Annotated in this window: 14 protein-coding genes and 2 tRNA genes; 5 read left to right on the top strand and 11 right to left on the bottom strand. The window is 43.4% G+C overall.

Annotated elements, in window-relative coordinates; all coding sequences use genetic code 11:
- Nucleotides 1–185 precede the first annotated feature (185 nt).
- Nucleotides 186–545, top strand: coding sequence for an ArsC family reductase (locus AC2SLM_RS05515; protein WP_486552535.1), 360 nt, complete (start codon nucleotides 186–188; stop codon nucleotides 543–545).
- Between the two features lie 157 nt (nucleotides 546–702).
- Here the strand turns inward: AC2SLM_RS05515 and argB are convergent, their stop codons facing one another.
- The 6 genes from argB to AC2SLM_RS05485 all read right to left on the bottom strand — a co-directional run bounded on the left by argB (nucleotide 703) and on the right by AC2SLM_RS05485 (nucleotide 8,383).
- On the bottom strand, nucleotides 703–1,614 hold the full coding sequence (argB, locus tag AC2SLM_RS05510; protein WP_486543647.1) for an acetylglutamate kinase: 912 nt from the start codon (nucleotides 1,612–1,614) through the stop codon (nucleotides 703–705).
- Nucleotides 1,615–1,669: 55 nt separating this feature from the next.
- Nucleotides 1,670–3,358, bottom strand: coding sequence for a phosphomannomutase/phosphoglucomutase (locus tag AC2SLM_RS05505; RefSeq protein WP_486552534.1), 1,689 nt, complete (start codon nucleotides 3,356–3,358; stop codon nucleotides 1,670–1,672).
- Nucleotides 3,359–3,628: 270 nt separating this feature from the next.
- Complete coding sequence (dut, locus tag AC2SLM_RS05500) at nucleotides 3,629–4,093, bottom strand: dUTP diphosphatase (protein WP_486552532.1); 465 nt, start codon at nucleotides 4,091–4,093, stop codon at nucleotides 3,629–3,631.
- A 40-nt stretch (nucleotides 4,094–4,133) separates the two neighbouring features.
- Nucleotides 4,134–5,525 (bottom strand): magnesium transporter, encoded by a 1,392-nt coding sequence (gene mgtE / locus AC2SLM_RS05495; protein ID WP_486552531.1) that lies wholly within the window; start codon nucleotides 5,523–5,525, stop codon nucleotides 4,134–4,136.
- A 159-nt stretch (nucleotides 5,526–5,684) separates the two neighbouring features.
- Nucleotides 5,685–6,089, bottom strand: coding sequence for a WG repeat-containing protein (locus AC2SLM_RS05490; protein WP_486552563.1), 405 nt, complete (start codon nucleotides 6,087–6,089; stop codon nucleotides 5,685–5,687).
- 260 nt (nucleotides 6,090–6,349) lie between these two features.
- Nucleotides 6,350–8,383: a UvrD-helicase domain-containing protein gene (locus AC2SLM_RS05485; RefSeq protein ID WP_486552530.1), complete on the bottom strand. Its 2,034-nt coding sequence runs from the start codon at nucleotides 8,381–8,383 to the stop codon at nucleotides 6,350–6,352.
- Between the two features lie 358 nt (nucleotides 8,384–8,741).
- On the opposite strand from AC2SLM_RS05485, the gene AC2SLM_RS05480 reads away from it, so the two are divergent.
- Nucleotides 8,742–9,368 (top strand): OmpW/AlkL family protein, encoded by a 627-nt coding sequence (locus tag AC2SLM_RS05480; RefSeq protein ID WP_486552529.1) that lies wholly within the window; start codon nucleotides 8,742–8,744, stop codon nucleotides 9,366–9,368.
- A 109-nt stretch (nucleotides 9,369–9,477) separates the two neighbouring features.
- Here the strand turns inward: AC2SLM_RS05480 and hemB are convergent, their stop codons facing one another.
- Nucleotides 9,478–10,488 (bottom strand): porphobilinogen synthase, encoded by a 1,011-nt coding sequence (hemB, locus tag AC2SLM_RS05475; protein ID WP_486552528.1) that lies wholly within the window; start codon nucleotides 10,486–10,488, stop codon nucleotides 9,478–9,480.
- Between the two features lie 252 nt (nucleotides 10,489–10,740).
- On the opposite strand from hemB, the gene AC2SLM_RS05470 reads away from it, so the two are divergent.
- Together AC2SLM_RS05470 and AC2SLM_RS05465 are read left to right on the top strand one after the other, a co-directional pair.
- Nucleotides 10,741–11,973: an LD-carboxypeptidase gene (locus AC2SLM_RS05470; protein ID WP_486552527.1), complete on the top strand. Its 1,233-nt coding sequence runs from the start codon at nucleotides 10,741–10,743 to the stop codon at nucleotides 11,971–11,973.
- Between the two features lie 22 nt (nucleotides 11,974–11,995).
- On the top strand, nucleotides 11,996–13,252 hold the full coding sequence (locus AC2SLM_RS05465) for a YeeE/YedE family protein (protein ID WP_486552525.1): 1,257 nt from the start codon (nucleotides 11,996–11,998) through the stop codon (nucleotides 13,250–13,252).
- Nucleotides 13,253–13,805: 553 nt separating this feature from the next.
- On the opposite strand, the gene AC2SLM_RS05460 is transcribed toward AC2SLM_RS05465, so the two are convergent.
- The 4 genes from AC2SLM_RS05460 to AC2SLM_RS05445 all read right to left on the bottom strand — a co-directional run bounded on the left by AC2SLM_RS05460 (nucleotide 13,806) and on the right by AC2SLM_RS05445 (nucleotide 16,132).
- A tRNA-Leu gene (locus tag AC2SLM_RS05460) sits at nucleotides 13,806–13,892 on the bottom strand.
- Between the two features lie 118 nt (nucleotides 13,893–14,010).
- Nucleotides 14,011–14,084 (bottom strand) — tRNA-Cys (locus AC2SLM_RS05455).
- A 189-nt stretch (nucleotides 14,085–14,273) separates the two neighbouring features.
- Nucleotides 14,274–14,408: a putative transporter small subunit gene (locus AC2SLM_RS05450; RefSeq protein ID WP_486552524.1), complete on the bottom strand. Its 135-nt coding sequence runs from the start codon at nucleotides 14,406–14,408 to the stop codon at nucleotides 14,274–14,276.
- A gap of 83 nt (nucleotides 14,409–14,491) precedes the next feature.
- Nucleotides 14,492–16,132, bottom strand: coding sequence for a sodium:solute symporter family protein (locus tag AC2SLM_RS05445; protein ID WP_486542960.1), 1,641 nt, complete (start codon nucleotides 16,130–16,132; stop codon nucleotides 14,492–14,494).
- Nucleotides 16,133–17,228: 1,096 nt separating this feature from the next.
- Here AC2SLM_RS05445 and folD point away from each other — a divergent pair.
- Nucleotides 17,229–18,092: a bifunctional methylenetetrahydrofolate dehydrogenase/methenyltetrahydrofolate cyclohydrolase FolD gene (folD, locus tag AC2SLM_RS05440; protein WP_486542829.1), complete on the top strand. Its 864-nt coding sequence runs from the start codon at nucleotides 17,229–17,231 to the stop codon at nucleotides 18,090–18,092.
- Nucleotides 18,093–18,100 lie beyond the last annotated feature (8 nt).

Raw genomic sequence — 18,100 nt, 5'->3', positions numbered from 1 at the left:
GAGCAAAATTGCGATGGTCAGCGCTAACTTTAGCGTTTTATTGGCATCAAGCAATCAAGTGATTAAACTTGACTCTGTTTTCGTTTATATCGACCATAGAGAGTTTGAAATTCGCTAAATAGAACCAATGACACTCTATTGAATAAAGTAATATAAGAGAATGATCACTACAAGAGGAGTATGCAATGAGCGTAACTATTTATGGCATCAAAGCCTGTAGCACTATGAAAAAGGCGTTTAATAAACTTGATGATTTAGGGGTCGACTACGAGTTCCATGATTACAAGAAACAAGGTATCGATAAAGCCACAGTACAGCGTTGGGTAGATGAGCTGGGTATTGATAAAGTGCTCAACAAACGGGGTACAACATGGCGTAAGCTAACCGATGAGCAAAAAGCCGCTGCTGATGAAAGTGTCGATAGTGCCATTGATTTATTGGTTGAACATACCAGTATGATTAAACGTCCGATTGTTGAGGCGGCTAAAGATGGTGTCTTGTTATGCGGATTTGATGAAGCAGCATTTGATGAGGTGTTTAAGTAGCGATTGTTTGATGTTAGTGGACTCAAACTGCGGCCTACGTTCAAATTGACCATAAAAAAGACGCTTATTTGAGCGTCTTTTTTATGGTCAATGGATTAGGACACGCCCTAGATAAGTTGCTATCTTAATCAGTACTCTTGAGCAATATAAAATACGATTAGCTTAACGCTGCTTCTAAATCACGGCTAATTAAGGTACCGACACCTTCATTGGTAAAGATTTCAAGTAAAGTAGCATTAGGCACACGGCCATCAACGATAACCGCGCTTTTTACACCGCTACGTACTGCATCTAGAGCACATTGAATCTTAGGAATCATACCACCTGAGATAGTACCGTCAGCGATTAAATTGTCGACCTTTTTAGGGGTCAGTCCTGTGACCACCTGACCACTCTTATCGAGCACACCTTTGATATTAGTCAATAGCATCAGCTTCTCGGCTTGCAAGAATTCAGCGACTTTACCGGCGACTAAATCAGCATTGATATTATAGCTATTGCCTTCTTTATCGACACCGATAGGCGCGATAACAGGGATAAAGTTCGAAGCGATTAGCATCATAATCACATCTTTATTAACGCTGACCACTTCACCCACAAAGCCTAAATCGATTTCACTAATGACGCCATCGCTGTCTGTTTTGCTCATTAACAGCTTTTTGGCACGGATTAAGTTGGCGTCTTTACCGGTTAAGCCAATAGCGCGCCCGCCGTGTTTGTTTATTAGACTTACAATCGATTTGTTAACACTACCACCCAATACCATTTCAACCACATCCATGGTCGCTTTATCAGTCACACGCATACCATCGATACGATTAGATTGTCGTCCTAATTCTTTGAGTAGGTTGTCCACTTGCGGGCCACCACCATGCACCACAACCGGATGCAAGCCAACCGTTTTTAAAAGCACAATGTCACGTGCAAAAGAGCTCTCTAACATAGGGTCAGTCATGGCATTGCCGCCATATTTAACCACGATAATTTTGTCTTCATAGCGCTGAATATAAGGTAGAGCAGTGGTTAATACTTCAGCAGTGGTTTGGGCTTCGGCAAGATTTAGGGACATAGTCGGCTCGTCTTTGTTATAAGTAAAATAGTACCAGATTCAACATTAGGTAAGGTTAAGGGTGCTGCGCTTGAACGCTAATATTGGCCACTTGATTTGCCAAATCATTATTAATAAATCGGCAAAGTTTGACAAAGTATCTTTGTACGCCTTTAAGATCAGATAAGGAGTCGCCAACAAAGCGTACCGTTAAGCTGTTACTGGTATTCGATGGTCTTATTATTCCAAAACCATGGGCAAAATCCAAGCGCAGACCATCGATACAGGTAAGACGCGTGTCATTTGGCAGTTCAGTGCGATTGCTTTGCAAAATAGAGCACAGTTTGCGTAGTTTATTTAAAATAGGGCGCTCATTAGGATCCTTATTATTATCAAACGCCGTCAGCGGTAAGTAGACATCGGGCGTGCTGACCATCTTCGGTAAACTGTTAATAATCTGCACCAGATTGGATTCTTTCTCTAAATATTGTTGATACTGTAGCCAATTAATCAAACGCAGCGCTGCATACATGGCATCGTCGTGTAATAAGAAATAACCGTCATTGAATAAAAAGTGCCCCGATAATTCACCGGCAAACAACGTTGTGTTTTGCGGTTTATCACGATTGGCTTGTAGCGTACGGCGCAAAATGCTGCTACCCGTTTTGCTCATTTGCGGCTGTGCGCCCATCTCCGATATCAGTCTTGGCAAATGGTGGGTACATTTTACATCAAAGATAACTGTTAGATTTTCATTCGAGTCGTTATTACCATCGGTTTGAGATGACTGAGATGATACAGAGCGGTAGTCCTCAATACAGACGCGCGCCAACAAATAGAGCAGATGATCGGGTGCAAGTGAATTGCCCTGATTATCAATCACCATAAGCCGGTCGCCATCGCCATCAAATGCAAGGCCGATATCAGCATTGTATTTGATGACTGCTGCACTAAGTTCGGTTAAACGGCCAGCTTCCATAGGGTCCGGATTGCCTTTGGGGAAATTACCATCGGGGGCTTTATTAAGCACAATCACATCAGAGAGTAGCGAGGTATGTTGTACAAACAGAGTCTGAGCGTATAAACCGGTTGCTCCGTTTAAGCAATCAATCACGATTTTTAATGGTTTGACTGTATTAGAGTCTGAGGTTACACCCCTTTCAATATTGGTATCAATAGCATTAGCCAAAAGGGCGGGCAAGTTTTGATATTGACGCAATCTGCCTAAGGCATCAAAGGCACTACTGCTATAAGCGCGTTTGATATGTTGATATGGCAGAACCTGTTGCGGTGCTTCTTTAATTCCTGACTGGTCAGGGGTTAATGAGTTATCTGGGTTTAGTGAGTGATACGTTTCTAACTTTTCATAGACAGCTAAAATATCCTCGCTGCTCGGAGACTCTCCAGAGATAAGCCATTTAATACCGCAGATGTAGCTCTCAGAATGACTGGCAGTGGCAATCACGCCATGCCCTTGGTATTGATTAGCCCAATACGCCATAATGGGTGTGGTCACTAACCCCAACCAAATGACCTCAATACCGCGCTGACGGCAGCAAAGGGCGAGCTGCTCAGCGATGGCTTCGCTGTGATGACGCATGTCATAGCCGATGACAACGGTGTTAGCCGCGACTGCATCAACTAAATTTTGGGCAAAGGTATGGCTTAATGCATCAATGAAATCGGACGTGAATAATTGACTGTCACCACGGATATCATACGCTTTAAATAAGAAACGCTGCTTTGCAAAGGGGTGAGTGGGCACGTTAAAGCTCCAACAATAAATCTAATAAAACTACACAGGATATTTAAACATGGATGCTTAAGATGTGCATAGCACTGTATACCATTATCTGTTTTTATAGCAAATATAATAATGCTACCTCGATAATATTAAAAGAGACAGCGCTTAAATAATGGTCATCGTACCAGCTGATTCCTTTACTGAAATAGGGTGCTCACATGAATCGATGATATGTATAATAATATTGATCAATAGATGTTCGCTCAGCTTAATATCTACATCAACTAATAGTTAATGACGCCCCGAATGACCAAAACCGCCCGCACCACGTGCGCTTTGCTCATCAAACTCGGTGACAATCTCAAACTCAGGACGCACCACCGGCACCACCATATATTGCGCCATACGTTCCGCTGGATTTAGCACAAAGTCGCTGTCGCTACGGTTCCAGACACTCACCATCAGCTCGCCTTGATAGTCGGCATCAATCAGACCAACCAAGTTGCCTAGCACGATTCCATGCTTATGGCCCAAGCCTGAGCGGGGTAGGATGATACCGGCATAGTTCGGATCAGCGATATAAATGGCCAAGCCAGTGCCAATTAGCTGAGTTTCACCGGCTTTAATCGTGACCGGCTCATCAATGCACGCTCGCAAATCAATACCGGCTGAGCCGTCAGTGGCACGAGTCGGTAGTGGAAAGTTTGGGTCGTTACCAATTTTTGGGTTTAATATTTTTACTTGTACAGAATTCATGACTATCCTTTGGTTTTATAATATAAGTGTAGAGGCTAGATTATAAGATAAGCAAACTTGCTAGGCCTAAGAATGACATAAAGCCGACAATATCAGTCACTGTGGTCAATATCACTGAGGCCGATAGGGCAGGGTCTATATCCATACGCTTTAACATTAATGGAATACTAATACCGGCCACATTGGCAGCGGTCATATTAATAGCAATCGCAAGACCAATAACTAGGCTAATCATCGGCGTGTGAAACCAGAACTGAGCAATAACAGCCATGATAATCGCCCAGATGATGCCATTTAATGCACCGACCCAAAGCTCTTTGTTCAATAGCCAGATTCGGTTAGAACCACCAATTTGACCCATCGCTAAACCGCGGATTACTACGGTCAAAGTCTGGCTCCCAGCGATACCGCCCATACTGGCAACCACTGGCATCAGTACTGCCAACGCTACCACATGCGCCAATACTTCTTCAAACTGACCAATTACCGAAGCGGCGAGTAGGGCTGTTAATAAGTTAATACCGAGCCACACGCTACGGCTTTTGGCACTACGTAAGATGGGCGCGAACAGTTCTTCTTCATCACTCACACCAGCTAAGTGCTTCATAGTGCTGTCGACGTCATCTTGGATAATTTCCATAATATCTTCAGCGTTGAGCTGACCGACAAGCTCTCCGAAGCTATTGACGACAGGGGCGTAACGGATATCTGATGAGCGAAATACCGCAGCAGCATCTTGAATATCCATCCGATCATTAATGGTCACAGCGGGGTCAATCCACTGCTCAACCAAGGAGTGCTGTGGATATTTAATCAAGTCCACCAAGCTTAACAGACCTAACAGCTGATGACTGCTGTCGACCACAATTAGCTCTTGGGACTGGTCATCAAGCAGATCTTCGTCTTGACGCAGCCAGTTTTGAACTTGTTCTAGGGTAATATTGCCTTGAATCTGAATGGTGTCGGGGTCCATATAGTCACCGACCTCATACTCTTCATAGGTATTTAGCTGACTGACCTGTAGTCGAATGTCATCATCAAGATTCGACATCACCTCAGAGCGCACCTTGTCATCGACGGTGTCTAGAATCTCAGCAATGTCTTGCGCATCCAAGTCCTCTGCAAGGGTTTCAATCTCGCCGGCTTGCATATTTTCCATCAATGACGGACGGATATCATCCTCAACCTCGGCCAGTACTTCCCCTTTAATCTCTATCGGGACTTGTTGCCAAATCAGCTTACGGTCATCGCTTGGGAAAGATTCTAGTAGGTTAGCAATCTCATATTCAGACTGCTCCTCCAAAAAATCAGCCATAAGCGTCAAGTCATTATCAGAGACCAAGGTCTGCAAATAAATCAGCTTATCTTCGGCGCGGTCGTAACCTTCAGGGGGAATATCTTGCTTGGATGTGTGCTCAGTATTACTCGACATACGCGCCCCTAATTGAATTGATTGTGGTGGTAGATTGGATGATTAATAGTAGAAACAAAAATGACAGGAGTGACTCCTGCCATTTTGGGGTTATTTTACAATATTAAGCGGCAATGCGTTAAGTTTTATTGGCTATCAACAGCGAGTATTAATAAATTTTTAAACCCAGTAATGAGTGGATTGAACACGAGCCAGATTGCCGTCAGAAAAGGCATTAGCGTAATCGAATTTGAAAGGGATGACGACCTCGTTTTTGCGATTTATAAAGCCAAACTTACCCTGCTTTTTAACAGGAGCGAGTCCCTGTGAGAACGCATAGCCATTTTCATATTCAAGGGGTATGACAGTTTCGTCAAACTTAAAAGCAATAACCGCATTGCCATGCTTATCAATATATCCATATTGATTATTAACCGAAACCGCAGCTAATCCTTTAGAGAATGGGGCAGCATCCTCATAGTTAAAGTCAATAATGATGTCATAATGTTGATTAACATAACCATATTTGCCATTTCTAGACGCTAACCATAGTTTGTTTTGTGATTGACACCCATATACGAAAATAGTGTTAGCCTTATCGTAGAAATCACGGACTGCTTAAGAGTTGTGCATCATTAAAGGGTCTTAAAAAGTATGAAAACTATAAGAATTAACAAAAAAGATGAATTAGCCACAGCGCAAGCGACGAGTCTTAGCTAAATAGTCGCATGCGAAGACGGAGCATTCTCCACAGGCGTGGGCAAGCAAGATAATTAGATAAAGCAAGCGAAGTTGGCTCTCAATTATCCTTATAATCTTGTCATTGACTCCCGCATTGAGTATGGCTATTTCTTCTTAAGCAGCGCTTTGATGTTGGCCATATATTCATTGGCCACCACCTGAGGATCACGCTCTGCTTTTTTCTTTTTGGCATTGGCTGGCCAATCTAAATGCTCTTCTGGCAACTCTTCTAAAAAGCGGCTTTGAGTCGTGGTGCGCATCTGACCACCACCGCGGCGCTGAGCAGCTAAGGTTAAGATAAGCTCGCGGCGGGCACGAGTAATACCCACGTACATCAGACGCCGCTCTTCTTCAATGGTCTCGCCAATAATGGAGTTACGGTGAGGTAGCAATTCTTCTTCAAGGCCCATGATATATACGAAGTCAAACTCTAGACCTTTGGCCGCGTGCAAGGTCATCAGATTCACCTTATTGGTGTTCTCTTCTTCTTGCTGCTGCTCGAGCATATCAAGCAGTACCAGCTTGCGAATCACCGCATCAATGGTCTTGTCATCGTCGTCTTCGGCACGGTTAATCAAGGCTTGAATACTGGTGTACAGCACTTCGATGTTATCCAAGCGTCCCTTTTCTTGTTGCGGCGTCTTGGAATCACTACGCACAAAGTCGATATAGCCGGTCTCGTCAATCATCTGGCGCACCAGTGGTACAGGGTCTGGATGCTGATCAAGCTCACGCGTATAATGCTCGATAAAGTCACCGAACTCTTTTAAGGTGCTATACGCTTTGCGAGGTAGCACGTGACCCAAGCCGCCATGAGTACAGGCTGCCAGTAGTGAAATACTGTGCTCTTGTGAGAATAAGCCAAGCTTCTCTAAAGTCGCTGGACCCAAACCCCGTTTTGGCGTATTCACAATACGTAAGAAAGCGCTGTCATCCTCTGGGTTCAAGATAAGACGCAGGTAGGCCATGACGTCTTTAATTTCACTACGCGAGAAGAATGATTGACCGCCAGATAACTTATAAGGCACTTGTAGTTGACGCAACTGTGCCTCTAGCATACGCGCTTGGAAGTTACTGCGATATAGCACCGCATACTGTTCCCACTCATTACCAAAGCGCAGTTTATGGGTGACAATCTCTTTGGCAACGCGTTCGGCTTCATCGTCATCGTTACGGCAGTTGATAATGCGGATTTTCTCACCTTGCCCCTTTTCTGACCACAGTGCTTTGTCAAATAAATGCTCATTATTCATAATAACCGTGTTTGCGGCATTTAGAATACGGTTGGTAGAGCGATAATTTTGCTCAAGCTTAATTATTTTAAGCTTAGGGAAATCTTCTTTTAATAGCGCCATGTTTTCAGGACGCGCGCCACGCCACGCATAAATTGATTGGTCATCATCACCGACGACAGTGAATTTGCCCATCGGACCGACAATCAATTTAATCAGCTCATACTGGGCGGTATTGGTATCTTGATATTCATCCACCAATAAGTAGCGAATACGATTTTGCCATTTATCACGCAGCTGTGCATTTTCACGCAATATTTTCGCTGGCAACACAATCAAGTCATCAAAGTCAACCGCATTATAAGCGCGCAAATTACGCTCATATAACGCATAAAGCGTGGCAAAAATCATATCTTCTGGGTCGTCAAGTGTCTCCATCGCCTTTTCAGGCTCAATCAGATCGTTTTTCCAATCAGAGATAAACTTAATGGCTTTGCCTACAAGCTCACGACTCTCAGCACCCGACAAGTTGTCACGCATCATAAGCTCCATCAATAGACGCTTGCTGTCATCGGCATCCATGATAGAGAAATTACCCTTTAAAGGCGTGTGCAATAGCTCATAACGCAAAAACTGCAAACCAAATTGGTGGAAGGTAGATACAGTCAATCCGCGCGTCTTCTCTTTTGGCATTAAAGTAGTAACACGCGCCTTCATTTCACGCGCTGCCTTATTAGTAAAGGTCACAGCAGTGATACGCTCAGCAGGAATATTACACTGCTCAATAAGATAGGCGATTTTACGGGTAATTACTGAGGTTTTACCTGAGCCTGCACCCGCTAGAACGAGGAGGGGGCCTGATACATAGGTCATGGCCTCTTGTTGTTTGGGATTTAGCTTGCTCATGGTACACCTTTTGTATTTATATCGAGGTTATGCAGATTTCGCGATCGGGAGGGGTTATTATAGGGTGTAAAGATGAAATCACAACTGATTTAGCACAATGAAAAAATCAGCATTCAAAGGGTCAAAAAATTCACTCTACAAGGGAATCAGACCCTTTTACGATACGATTAACAAAAACGACTACCTAGTTTCCAATTTATTGTAAAAAAACCTTACAAGGGATAAGGTTATTTAATATAATACCCCTAGAGCAGTTAGAAAGTAGAAAGAAACTAACTGTTTGTAGTTAATCTATAAGCGTGATTTTAATCGAAACCTTTATTGCGCTTTTACTATTTTAAATTAAGTTGAGGATACTATGATTAAACGTCAAGCATTGTTTGTAGCTGCTCTAACTGCGGGTTTAAGCATAACTGCTATGGCAGAAACTGCAGGTACTTGGACATTAGGTGCCGGTGCCGCATACGTAGATCCAAAAAGCAACAACGGTAGTCTGGCAGGCGGCGCATTTGATGTCGATGTAGACTCTGATGTTCGTCCAACAATTACTGCTGAATATTTTCCAATGGATAATTTCGGTATTGAGTTGTTAGCGGCCATCCCATTCCATCATGACATCGACTTAAAAGATGCCAATGGTAATGTTATCAAAGCTAAAACACAGCATTTACCACCAACTTTATCATTACAGTATCACTTTGATAACATCCATCAGAATGTAAAACCATTTATCGGCGTGGGTGCAAATTACACTGCTTTCTTTGAAGAGAAAATCTACAATGGTGGCAGTGACTTAGATATTGATGATAGCTGGGGCGTTGCTGGTCACGTTGGCGTTGACTTCAAAATGAACCCAACTGAAGCGATCCGTATTGATGCACGTTACATCGATCTTGAGCCAGACGTAGAATTAGATGGTCAAGATATCGGTAAAGTAGAAATCAATCCATGGGTATATGGTATCTCTTACATAAAACGTTTCTAATCTAGGCTAATCATTGGCTGTTAGTAAATAGACAATTAGACGTTAATAAAAAACCCCGTAAATTTACGGGGTTTTTTATGTTTGATATCAGCTGTTTAATATCAGCGAATTACTTCATCGCGTTTAACTGCTTAGCCGCTTCTAACGCAAAGTAAGTCAAGATGCCATCAGCGCCGGCACGTCTAAAGCCAATCAGCGACTCCAAAATAACCGCCTCAGTTAACCAGCCGTTTTGAATAGCCGCCATATGCATTGCATATTCACCAGATACTTGATAAGCAAAGGTTGGTACACCAAAGGTATCTTTGACTTCACGGATTAGGTCAAGATAAGGCTGACCTGGCTTAATCATCACCATATCTGCGCCTTCATTGATATCCATTGCCACTTCGTGTAGCGCTTCTGCACGGTTACCAAAGTCCATCTGATATTGCTTTTTGTGGCCGCCTTTTAAATTGCCAGCGCTACCGACTGCGTCACGAAAAGGACCGTAATAAGCAGACGCATATTTTGCAGAGTAGGCCATGATACTGGTGTTCACAAAGCCTTCTGCTTCAAAAGCTTCACGAATGGCTAAGATACGGCCATCCATCATGTCACTTGGTGAGATAATATCTGCACCAGCGTGCGCGTGAGCCAAGGCTTGTTCGACCAATACATCAACGGTTTCGTCATTGATCACATAACCGGTCTCATCAAGCAGACCGTCTTGACCGTGTGAGGTGTAAGGATCAAGCGCCACGTCGGTCATAACCACCATCTCAGGCACTTCTTTTTTTAATGCGCGCACTGCTCGGCAGGTAAGTCCGTCTGGATCGTAAGCAGCCCTACCATCTTCGGTTTTTAAGCTTGCATCAATCACAGGGAAGATGTCTACTGTGGTCACGCCTTCAGCCAATAGCTCTTTTGCGTATTCTATCAATAAATCAATGGATAAGCGTTCAACGCCTGGCATACTGGCAACGGCTTCACGCTGATTTTCACCCTCTAATACAAAAACTGGGGCGATAAAATGCTTGGGCAGTAATTCAACCTCACGAATCATGGCGCGAACGTTGTCGTTTAGCCGTAAGCGGCGTAAGCGTGTGTGAGGGAAGGTACGATTAAATGTATAACTCATAATAAATCCTAATAAATACAACAAATAAACGCATCAAGATGCCGCTTTAACAGACCATCTAGCGTTAAAGGAAATTTGGATTGTGATATAACAATGTTTGCTGCTTTTATAGCAGATTATTCATGCCACACTGGCATTTTTTGCTTTGGTTATTATAACGCAGTCGACAGTAGGTTTTGGGTTTGAGAAATGATACAAGTTATAACGAAGGCGTTATAATGGGCCGCTAAAGACGCTGCTAAAGAGGTAACCATGCGTGACAATCCCTATTTAATACAAACCAATGATAATAAGAATCCAATGAAATCAATGTTAGAGGGCAAGTCAATGAGAAGTAAGTCAATGAGTCGTAGACGGTTTTTGACATTGACCGCGCTTGGTTTGGGCAGTGCCAGTTTGGCGCATGGCTCTAATACAGCCTTGTCAACAGTCCATCCTTCAGCTTCTAATACGGCGGTAGATGTGACTCGTTATGTTGATGATAATCATACTGATATAAAAAACACCTTCGCAAATTGCGCGGTACCAAGTATTCCGACACGTATATTTTCTAGCTCCAATACGGGCGTCGATGAAGCACGCAATGTGTTGGGATTAAAAAGGCTGACTTGTGCAGGATTTGATATTCAAAACCCAAAAGTCACAAGACGTCAATATTTACGTTTCGGCGGTACTGATCAGCAGCGTATCAGCGATTTACAAAATATTGCTACTGGGGCGATAGAGGCGCCAAAGCTGTTACTTGCGGTACGAGGTGGTTATGGCGCTATTCGGCTGCTTGAGCATATAGATTGGCAAAACCTTGGCCGAGTAATGAAAGATAAAGGCACGATATTGGCCGGCTTTAGTGATATTACTGCGGTGCAATGTGCGCTATTAGCCCAAGGTGGCATGAGTAGTTTGGCAGCGCCGATGCTCTATAGTGAATTTGGTAAAACGCAGCCGGACAAAATCAGTGCGCAAGGCTTTGTTGAGGCAGTTAGCAATCCCAATCTGCTTATACAGTTGCCGCAGCAACGTAATTCTGCTCAAGTCAAGCAAATAACCGGTATCTTATGGGGCGGAAATCTAAGTGTGGTCGCAGCGCTGGCTGGCAGTTCTTATATGCCCAAGCCAGAAGGTGGTATTGTGTTCTTAGAAGATGTGGGCGAGCAGCCGTATCAAGTGGAGCGTATGCTTTATAGCTTATATCTTGCCGGCGCGTTCAAAAACCAGCAAGCCATTGTACTCGGCGCCTTTAGTAGGACAGGCGAGGACAGCTATGATGCCCGATATAATATGAATGAAGTCATCGAGCAGTTGCAGCGACTGACCGGATTACCTGTCTATCTGGGTCTACCGTTCGGGCATATCAGCGCTAAACAAAGCTTTCCCCTTGGGGCGCAGTGTCAATTAATACCAAATAATCAGGGCATTGCCCTTGAATTTAGTGGTTATCCTACCATTGATAGACATTTAATCCATCCTGACGCCCTGTGGTCATAGGGCTTGTAAAAAGGACAGTTTCATGGCGATTACAAGAGTTCAGCCGGTCAATGATGCGCATGGTCCAGAGGTTGTAGATGACCTGACTTTGAATCCACCGCAGAAAGGCTTAATCGGTGGCGCCAGCCTTGTTGGGCTTGCGCTATTGGTATATTTACTGGTCACTCAGCCTATTGCTCAGTCTATATTATTGGTGATTGGCTTACTGTTTGGCTATACCTTGTTTCATGCACGTTTTGGGTTTACCTCAGCGTTTAGACGCTTTGCGTCTGTGGGTAATGGTCAAGCGCTGCGCTCACACATGCTGATGTTGGCAGTTGCGGTGACTTTATTTGCGCCTATTTTGGCGTATGGTATTAGCTTCTTTGGAGGGCCGGTTGCAGGTTACGTCTCACCAGTGGGTGTCAGCTTACTGGTTGGCTCATTTATGTTTGGTATCGGTATGCAGTTGGGTGGTGGCTGTGCGTCAGGCACTCTTTATGCTGTCGGCGGCGGCCGATCAGTGATGTTTATCACTCTGCTGTTTTTTATTATTGGTGCAACGATTGGTGCCTATCATCTGCCATTTTGGACAGAAGAAATGCCCTCACTGGGCGCGTACTCACTTGCTACCTCGACAGGACTTGGCTATGGCGGTGCTTGGGCGGTGTCATTGGTTTTATTTGGCCTTATTACTTGGATAAGCTGGGTGGTCGAGAAGAGAAAGAATGCCCCTAAAATGGCGCCTCTACCTACCGAGAGAGGCTGGAAAAGAATTTTCCGCGGTTCATGGCCAATATTTGCCGCTGCCATTGTGTTAGCGGTATTAAATGCTTTAACCTTAATGACCCGTGGTCAGCCTTGGGGTATCACCTCAGCATTTGCGCTTTGGGGCTCTAAAATAGCCAGCGGATTGAGTGTCGATGTGGCAAGTTGGGGATATTGGCAGGGCAATAATGCAGCGGCTCTGCAAGCGTCTATTTTTGCAGATTCAACCACTGTATTAAATTTAGGTATTATTCTAGGTGCCTTTATTGCTTCAGCAGCTGGTGGCTTATTTAAATTTACCAAAATCACTCCAGGTAACTTTGCAGCCTCTGTGATTGGCGGTTTATTAATGGGCTATGGCGCGCGCTTGGCGTTTGGTTGTAATATTGGCGCATATTTTGGCGGTATTGCCTCCTTTAGTTTGCATGGGTATATTTGGGGCGTGTTAGCACTGGCAGGTACTTTCTTAGCATTGTACTTACGTCCGATGTTTGGACTATCAGTGCCCAAACCGACAGATACGTTCTGCTAATATAGTCAGTCAATTATTAACGTATTGCGATAAAAAAGAGCTGAAATATCAGCTCTTTTTTATCGCAATTGTTTTAGGGCGTGTCCTCAATTGTTTTAGGGCGTGTCCTCAATTGTTTTAGGGCGTGTCCTCAATTGTTTTAGGGCGTGTCCTCATTTTTGAAAATGATGATAAAAATAAGATAAATCGCAGTCAGACAGGGAAAATAATGCCGTAAATATCGAGATATTTACCTATTACGTAGCGTTACACTTGGTGTGTTAATCTAAGATATTCGCCCTAGGTATACGGATTTGATGCCAGGAGACAACATTAATGAATATTGCTACATTAATAGAAAACAATGGGGAGTATTATCTAATAAAGCAATATCCCAATAGATATTTTGTCGTTGAAATTATTGGCGATGATTTTGATCCCGAAGTTACTTTTTACGAGATTTCATAAAGTAAGTAATAACAAGAAGTGGTCAAAGTGTAGGAGCAAATAAAAATCCACAAAAACAAAAAAGGCTTCCAATTGCTTGGAAGCCTTTTTTGTTATAACTTAAATATGGTACCCGGAGCCGGACTTGAACCGGCACGATCTTGCGATCGAGGGATTTTAAATCCCTTGTGTCTACCAATTTCACCACCCGGGCAAAACTTTTTATACTTGAGCTCTTGGTAGTGAACTCTGTAAGTGCGCGTATATTATCATAAAATCAATATTCGTCAACACTTTTTTCTTCAACTTAATTAAAAGTTTTAGATCAAATTTGGAGGCTGAGGTCGGAATCGAACCGGCGTCCACGGATTTGCAATCCGCTGCATAACCACTCTGCCACCCAGCCATTTGAGGTGAACTATAATATCAAATAAAAATTAAAATACAAGAACTATCTACATAAATTTTAAAATAATTCTACTGTGGCGAGTTTATTATACAAACAACCGACCCAATACGCTTGTCTTGCGGATTAGGTCGGCTAAATATCGCTAAACCACAAAAATTGGCGATATTTTGATAGAGTTAAAGCCCGTTATACGATATTACGATCTTCATCTTTGGCTTTTTTGATATCACGGTAAGTAGCAGTACAAATCACCACCAGCACAGCCAAGGTGATGGCCGGCCAAATGAGAATATAGAGACCATAAGCAAAGGTACTCATCATCATCTCTCCTTAGTTATTAAGTTATTAAGTTATTAAGTTATTAAGTTATTAAGTTAATAGGCTTTAGTACATTTAATAAAGCGTTACGAGTTGGCTTTTGGTGCAGGTGTCTTGTCATAATCACCGACACGCTGCTTGATTAAGTCAAAATCAAAACGCTCATTGTTTAATAAGCTTAGTGCGATACATACGATGGTGCTCACGCCATAAGCCGTTAATGAGGCAGTTAGCACCATATACTGGCGTAAGAAGCCTAGCGCGAAGAACAGCATCAAGGCTAGAGTAATTGCGGCGGCAATCATGCCTAAGGTGCGACCTAAGAAGCCAAATACCATTAACCCAATAACCACAGCTGCGCCAACACTGGCAAAAACTTCAAACATCAGCGCAACACCACCCTCGATAGGCAGTAGCTCGAAACGCGCGATACAGAAGAAGATAAGCGCAACGATAACCGCAGCGGTAAACGCAAGGTTAGTAACTCTATCCCAAAATACGCTGGAGATAACAGGAAATACCACCGCGCCCCATAACGCACCGACAAACACCAGCATAACTAAAATATCGAGCTTTAAGCTGGCAAAGATTAGACCGGCTGCCGTAGCGATAATCATAGTAGCACGGCCCACAATCATCATTTTCTTGGGATCGGCTTTGCCTTTTGCGATGTTTTTAGCATACACATCCGCCATCATAATAGTCGATAAGGCAGATAAATCTGAGTCAGCGGTCGATGACAATGAACCAATAACTAGAATAAAGAACAGCGCAATAAAGACAGGGTGTAGGTAAGTACTCACCATTTGCGGGATAAGATTATTCATATCACCATTTAATGGCTCAATACCCACCGTTAATGCCATTAGACCAATCATACCCAGGCCGATAACAATACCGGCATAGCCGACCGTTGCCGTCACAAATGTCGATTTAATCTTGGTTTTATCAATAGCAAACAGACGCTGAGTAATAGTCTGGTTACCAATAGCATAAGCCAGTACCGCCACAAAATAAGGCGCACCTTGTTGGAAGAAGGCTTCAGAGGAGAAGAAATCCTGCTGCTGCGCGGTCAAGTTTGGTAAGCCATCAACCATGGCTTGAGGGCCGCCCATGGCAAATAAAACGGCAGGAATAATTACCACACCGATTGCCATTAACGCCACTAATTGAGCAAAGTCGGTAAATACCGAAGCTCTAAAGCCTGAGCTCAAGGTGTAGCTTAAAACACCTAGACCGGCAATCATCACGCCCGTTTGGAAAGATAACGGTGATAACACAGAAACTAGGGCACCGGCGGCAGTGAAGTTGACCATCAAGCTAATTAAACTACCCATTAAGTTGGAGACTGCTAAGATTAATTGGCTTGATGATCCATGACGCGCTTTGATGAGCTCACCTAAAGTGTGGCCGTTTGGGGCCAGTTGGCGAAAGCGCATACCAAAGGGATAGATGAATAAAATCATCAATGCACCCCAGAAACCATAATGAATCGGTCCTGAAAGGCCATATTTATAGCCAGAGGTTGCCGCTGCATAGAATGAGGCCGCCCAAATCCAGGTCGCCGTCATACTCGCTGCACCCATACCAAAGCCAACACCGTGACCTGCCACCATAAATCCGGTAGTGCTTTCCTTATCTTTTTTGATTAATAAGGAGAGCAGGTAGGTACCTCCATAAAAAGCCGCCATCATCAAAATGATGGTCCAGACTGAAAATTGAAACAATTCTTGAGCTTGCAAACGATTCTCCTTAAATATATTAGGGAAAAAAGGATGACAATAGTCCTATTCACATATAATCATGTGCACCATCCTCAATATTGAAATGTTATTTATATAGTGTATTCAGTGACCTAAATGAAGTGAGTCAAATGCGATAACTCAAACCACAGACGGCAGGCATGACAAAACCATACCGAAAAGTATTGGCATCAGACCTACCAAAGCTGTATGAACACGTTATGTCGTATCTTAAATGGCTGGCATATACCAACGCAGTAATATTTTACTTCCGCACCCGACGCTATTAGCCTGAAAGTACGCTTACAAACAAGCCAAACAACAAATGCGACAAAAAGATAAAGATATAAACGCTTGGATATGAATAATGCGAGGCGCGCAACAAGACCTAGTGAAAGAGACTATCAAAGACAAACATCGTGCGGCTTGTCGTTAAGCGGCCAAACGCAAGGCGTTTATATATTGTGATAACGCAGCGGTCTCTTGCTTATTAGCATTGAGTTATTTTCGGTCTGCTCTCAATGAAAAGAGGGCTGCGCGTGAGTGTTAGAGCGAATACTAAGGCGGTAATGCAGCCTTTATGGCTCTAACCTTTACTACATATTGTTCAAAAAATATACAGTAACAGTTGTGCAACATAGGTTAACGGAATATCCGCTTAATTTCAAATTTTTCTAAAAAACAGGTGATAAACAGAGCAGTAAAGATGAATCAAATGTGGCAGAAAATCTATGGAGGTGAGTCAAAATAATAAGAAAAATACGTAATCCAACAAAAGTGGGTCGGATTATTCGTGCCTCATGGGGTACAATATTGCCCATAAAGTGGGGCGCATGATACCTCTTTTATGATAACGAGTTTTTTCATTACTATTTTTAAGAATCTGTATTCATAAGCTACAGTTATGGTATTTTTAGAATAAAATGAGACAATACGAGGCAAAATTGGGTTGAATAGTCATTCTATTCGAGCCGAATTTTAACAAAGTAGTGGCTTGTTTTAGGCAAAAAGAGCCAATTATAGCTTGTGAATACAGGTTCTAAGTAATATCTCTTCAAATTTTGACATGATGGAGCCAGAAATGACTGATGCTACTGCCACACGCCTTGATGGTAAAGCACTTGCTAAAGAAATTGAGAAAGACTTAAGTCAGCGCGTTGCAAGGCTGGTTGAGAAGACAGGTCGTACGCCTATCTTAGCAACTATCTTGGTCGGTGATGATCCGGCTTCTGCTACCTATGTGCGCATGAAGGGCAATGCATGTAAGCGTGTGGGTATGGAATCGATCAAAGTTGAAATGCCTGCTAGTACTACTACAGAGGAGCTACTGGCTAAGATTGATGAGCTGAATAATAATCCTGACGTGCACGGTATTTTATTGCAGCATCCCGTTCCTGAACAGATTGATGAGCGTGCCTGCTTTGATGCTATTGATTTAAATAAAGACGTAGACGGTGTGACCTCATTGGGCTTTGGCCGCATGAGTATGGGCGAGCCTGCGTACGGTTCATGCACCCCACAAGGTATTATGTATTTGCTTGATCATTATGGTATCGAATTTGCAGGAAAGAATGCAGTTGTGGTTGGTCGCAGTGCTATCTTAGGTAAACCAATGGCGCAAATGCTATTAAATGCCAACTGCACCGTAACTATTTGCCATTCACGCACTCAAAATCTAGCCGAGCATGTGGGCCGAGCGGATATTATTGTGGGTGCTGTGGGCGTACCTGAGCTGATCAAAAAAAATTGGATTAAGCAGGGCGCTATCGTGGTAGATGCTGGCTTCCATCCGACAGACAATGGCGGTGTGGGCGATATTGAGCTGACTGGTATTGAGTCTATCGCCTCAGCATACACCCCAGTACCGGGCGGCGTGGGCCCAATGACCATCAATACCTTAATTCGTCAAACGGTAGAAGCAGCTGAAAAAGCAGCAAACGTATAATCGTCAGT

Source organism: Psychrobacter sp. CX16 (genome assembly GCF_057396245.1).
Note: the sequence above shows the minus strand (reverse complement) of the source record. Positions and strands in the feature narration are given on the sequence as shown.

Excerpts from the sequence above, each read along its gene's own strand:
- AC2SLM_RS05515 (WP_486552535.1), top strand. The coding sequence starts at position 186 with ATGAGCGTAACTATTTATGGCATCAAAGCCTGTAGCACTATGAAAAAG.
- argB (WP_486543647.1), bottom strand. The coding sequence starts at position 1,614 with ATGTCCCTAAATCTTGCCGAAGCCCAAACCACTGCTGAAGTATTAACC.
- dut (WP_486552532.1), bottom strand. The coding sequence starts at position 4,093 with ATGAATTCTGTACAAGTAAAAATATTAAACCCAAAAATTGGTAACGAC.
- mgtE (WP_486552531.1), bottom strand. The coding sequence starts at position 5,525 with ATGTCGAGTAATACTGAGCACACATCCAAGCAAGATATTCCCCCTGAA.
- AC2SLM_RS05485 (WP_486552530.1), bottom strand. The coding sequence starts at position 8,383 with ATGAGCAAGCTAAATCCCAAACAACAAGAGGCCATGACCTATGTATCA.
- AC2SLM_RS05480 (WP_486552529.1), top strand. The coding sequence starts at position 8,742 with ATGATTAAACGTCAAGCATTGTTTGTAGCTGCTCTAACTGCGGGTTTA.
- hemB (WP_486552528.1), bottom strand. The coding sequence starts at position 10,488 with ATGAGTTATACATTTAATCGTACCTTCCCTCACACACGCTTACGCCGC.
- AC2SLM_RS05470 (WP_486552527.1), top strand. The coding sequence starts at position 10,741 with ATGCGTGACAATCCCTATTTAATACAAACCAATGATAATAAGAATCCA.
- AC2SLM_RS05465 (WP_486552525.1), top strand. The coding sequence starts at position 11,996 with ATGGCGATTACAAGAGTTCAGCCGGTCAATGATGCGCATGGTCCAGAG.
- AC2SLM_RS05450 (WP_486552524.1), bottom strand. The coding sequence starts at position 14,408 with ATGATGAGTACCTTTGCTTATGGTCTCTATATTCTCATTTGGCCGGCC.
- folD (WP_486542829.1), top strand. The coding sequence starts at position 17,229 with ATGACTGATGCTACTGCCACACGCCTTGATGGTAAAGCACTTGCTAAA.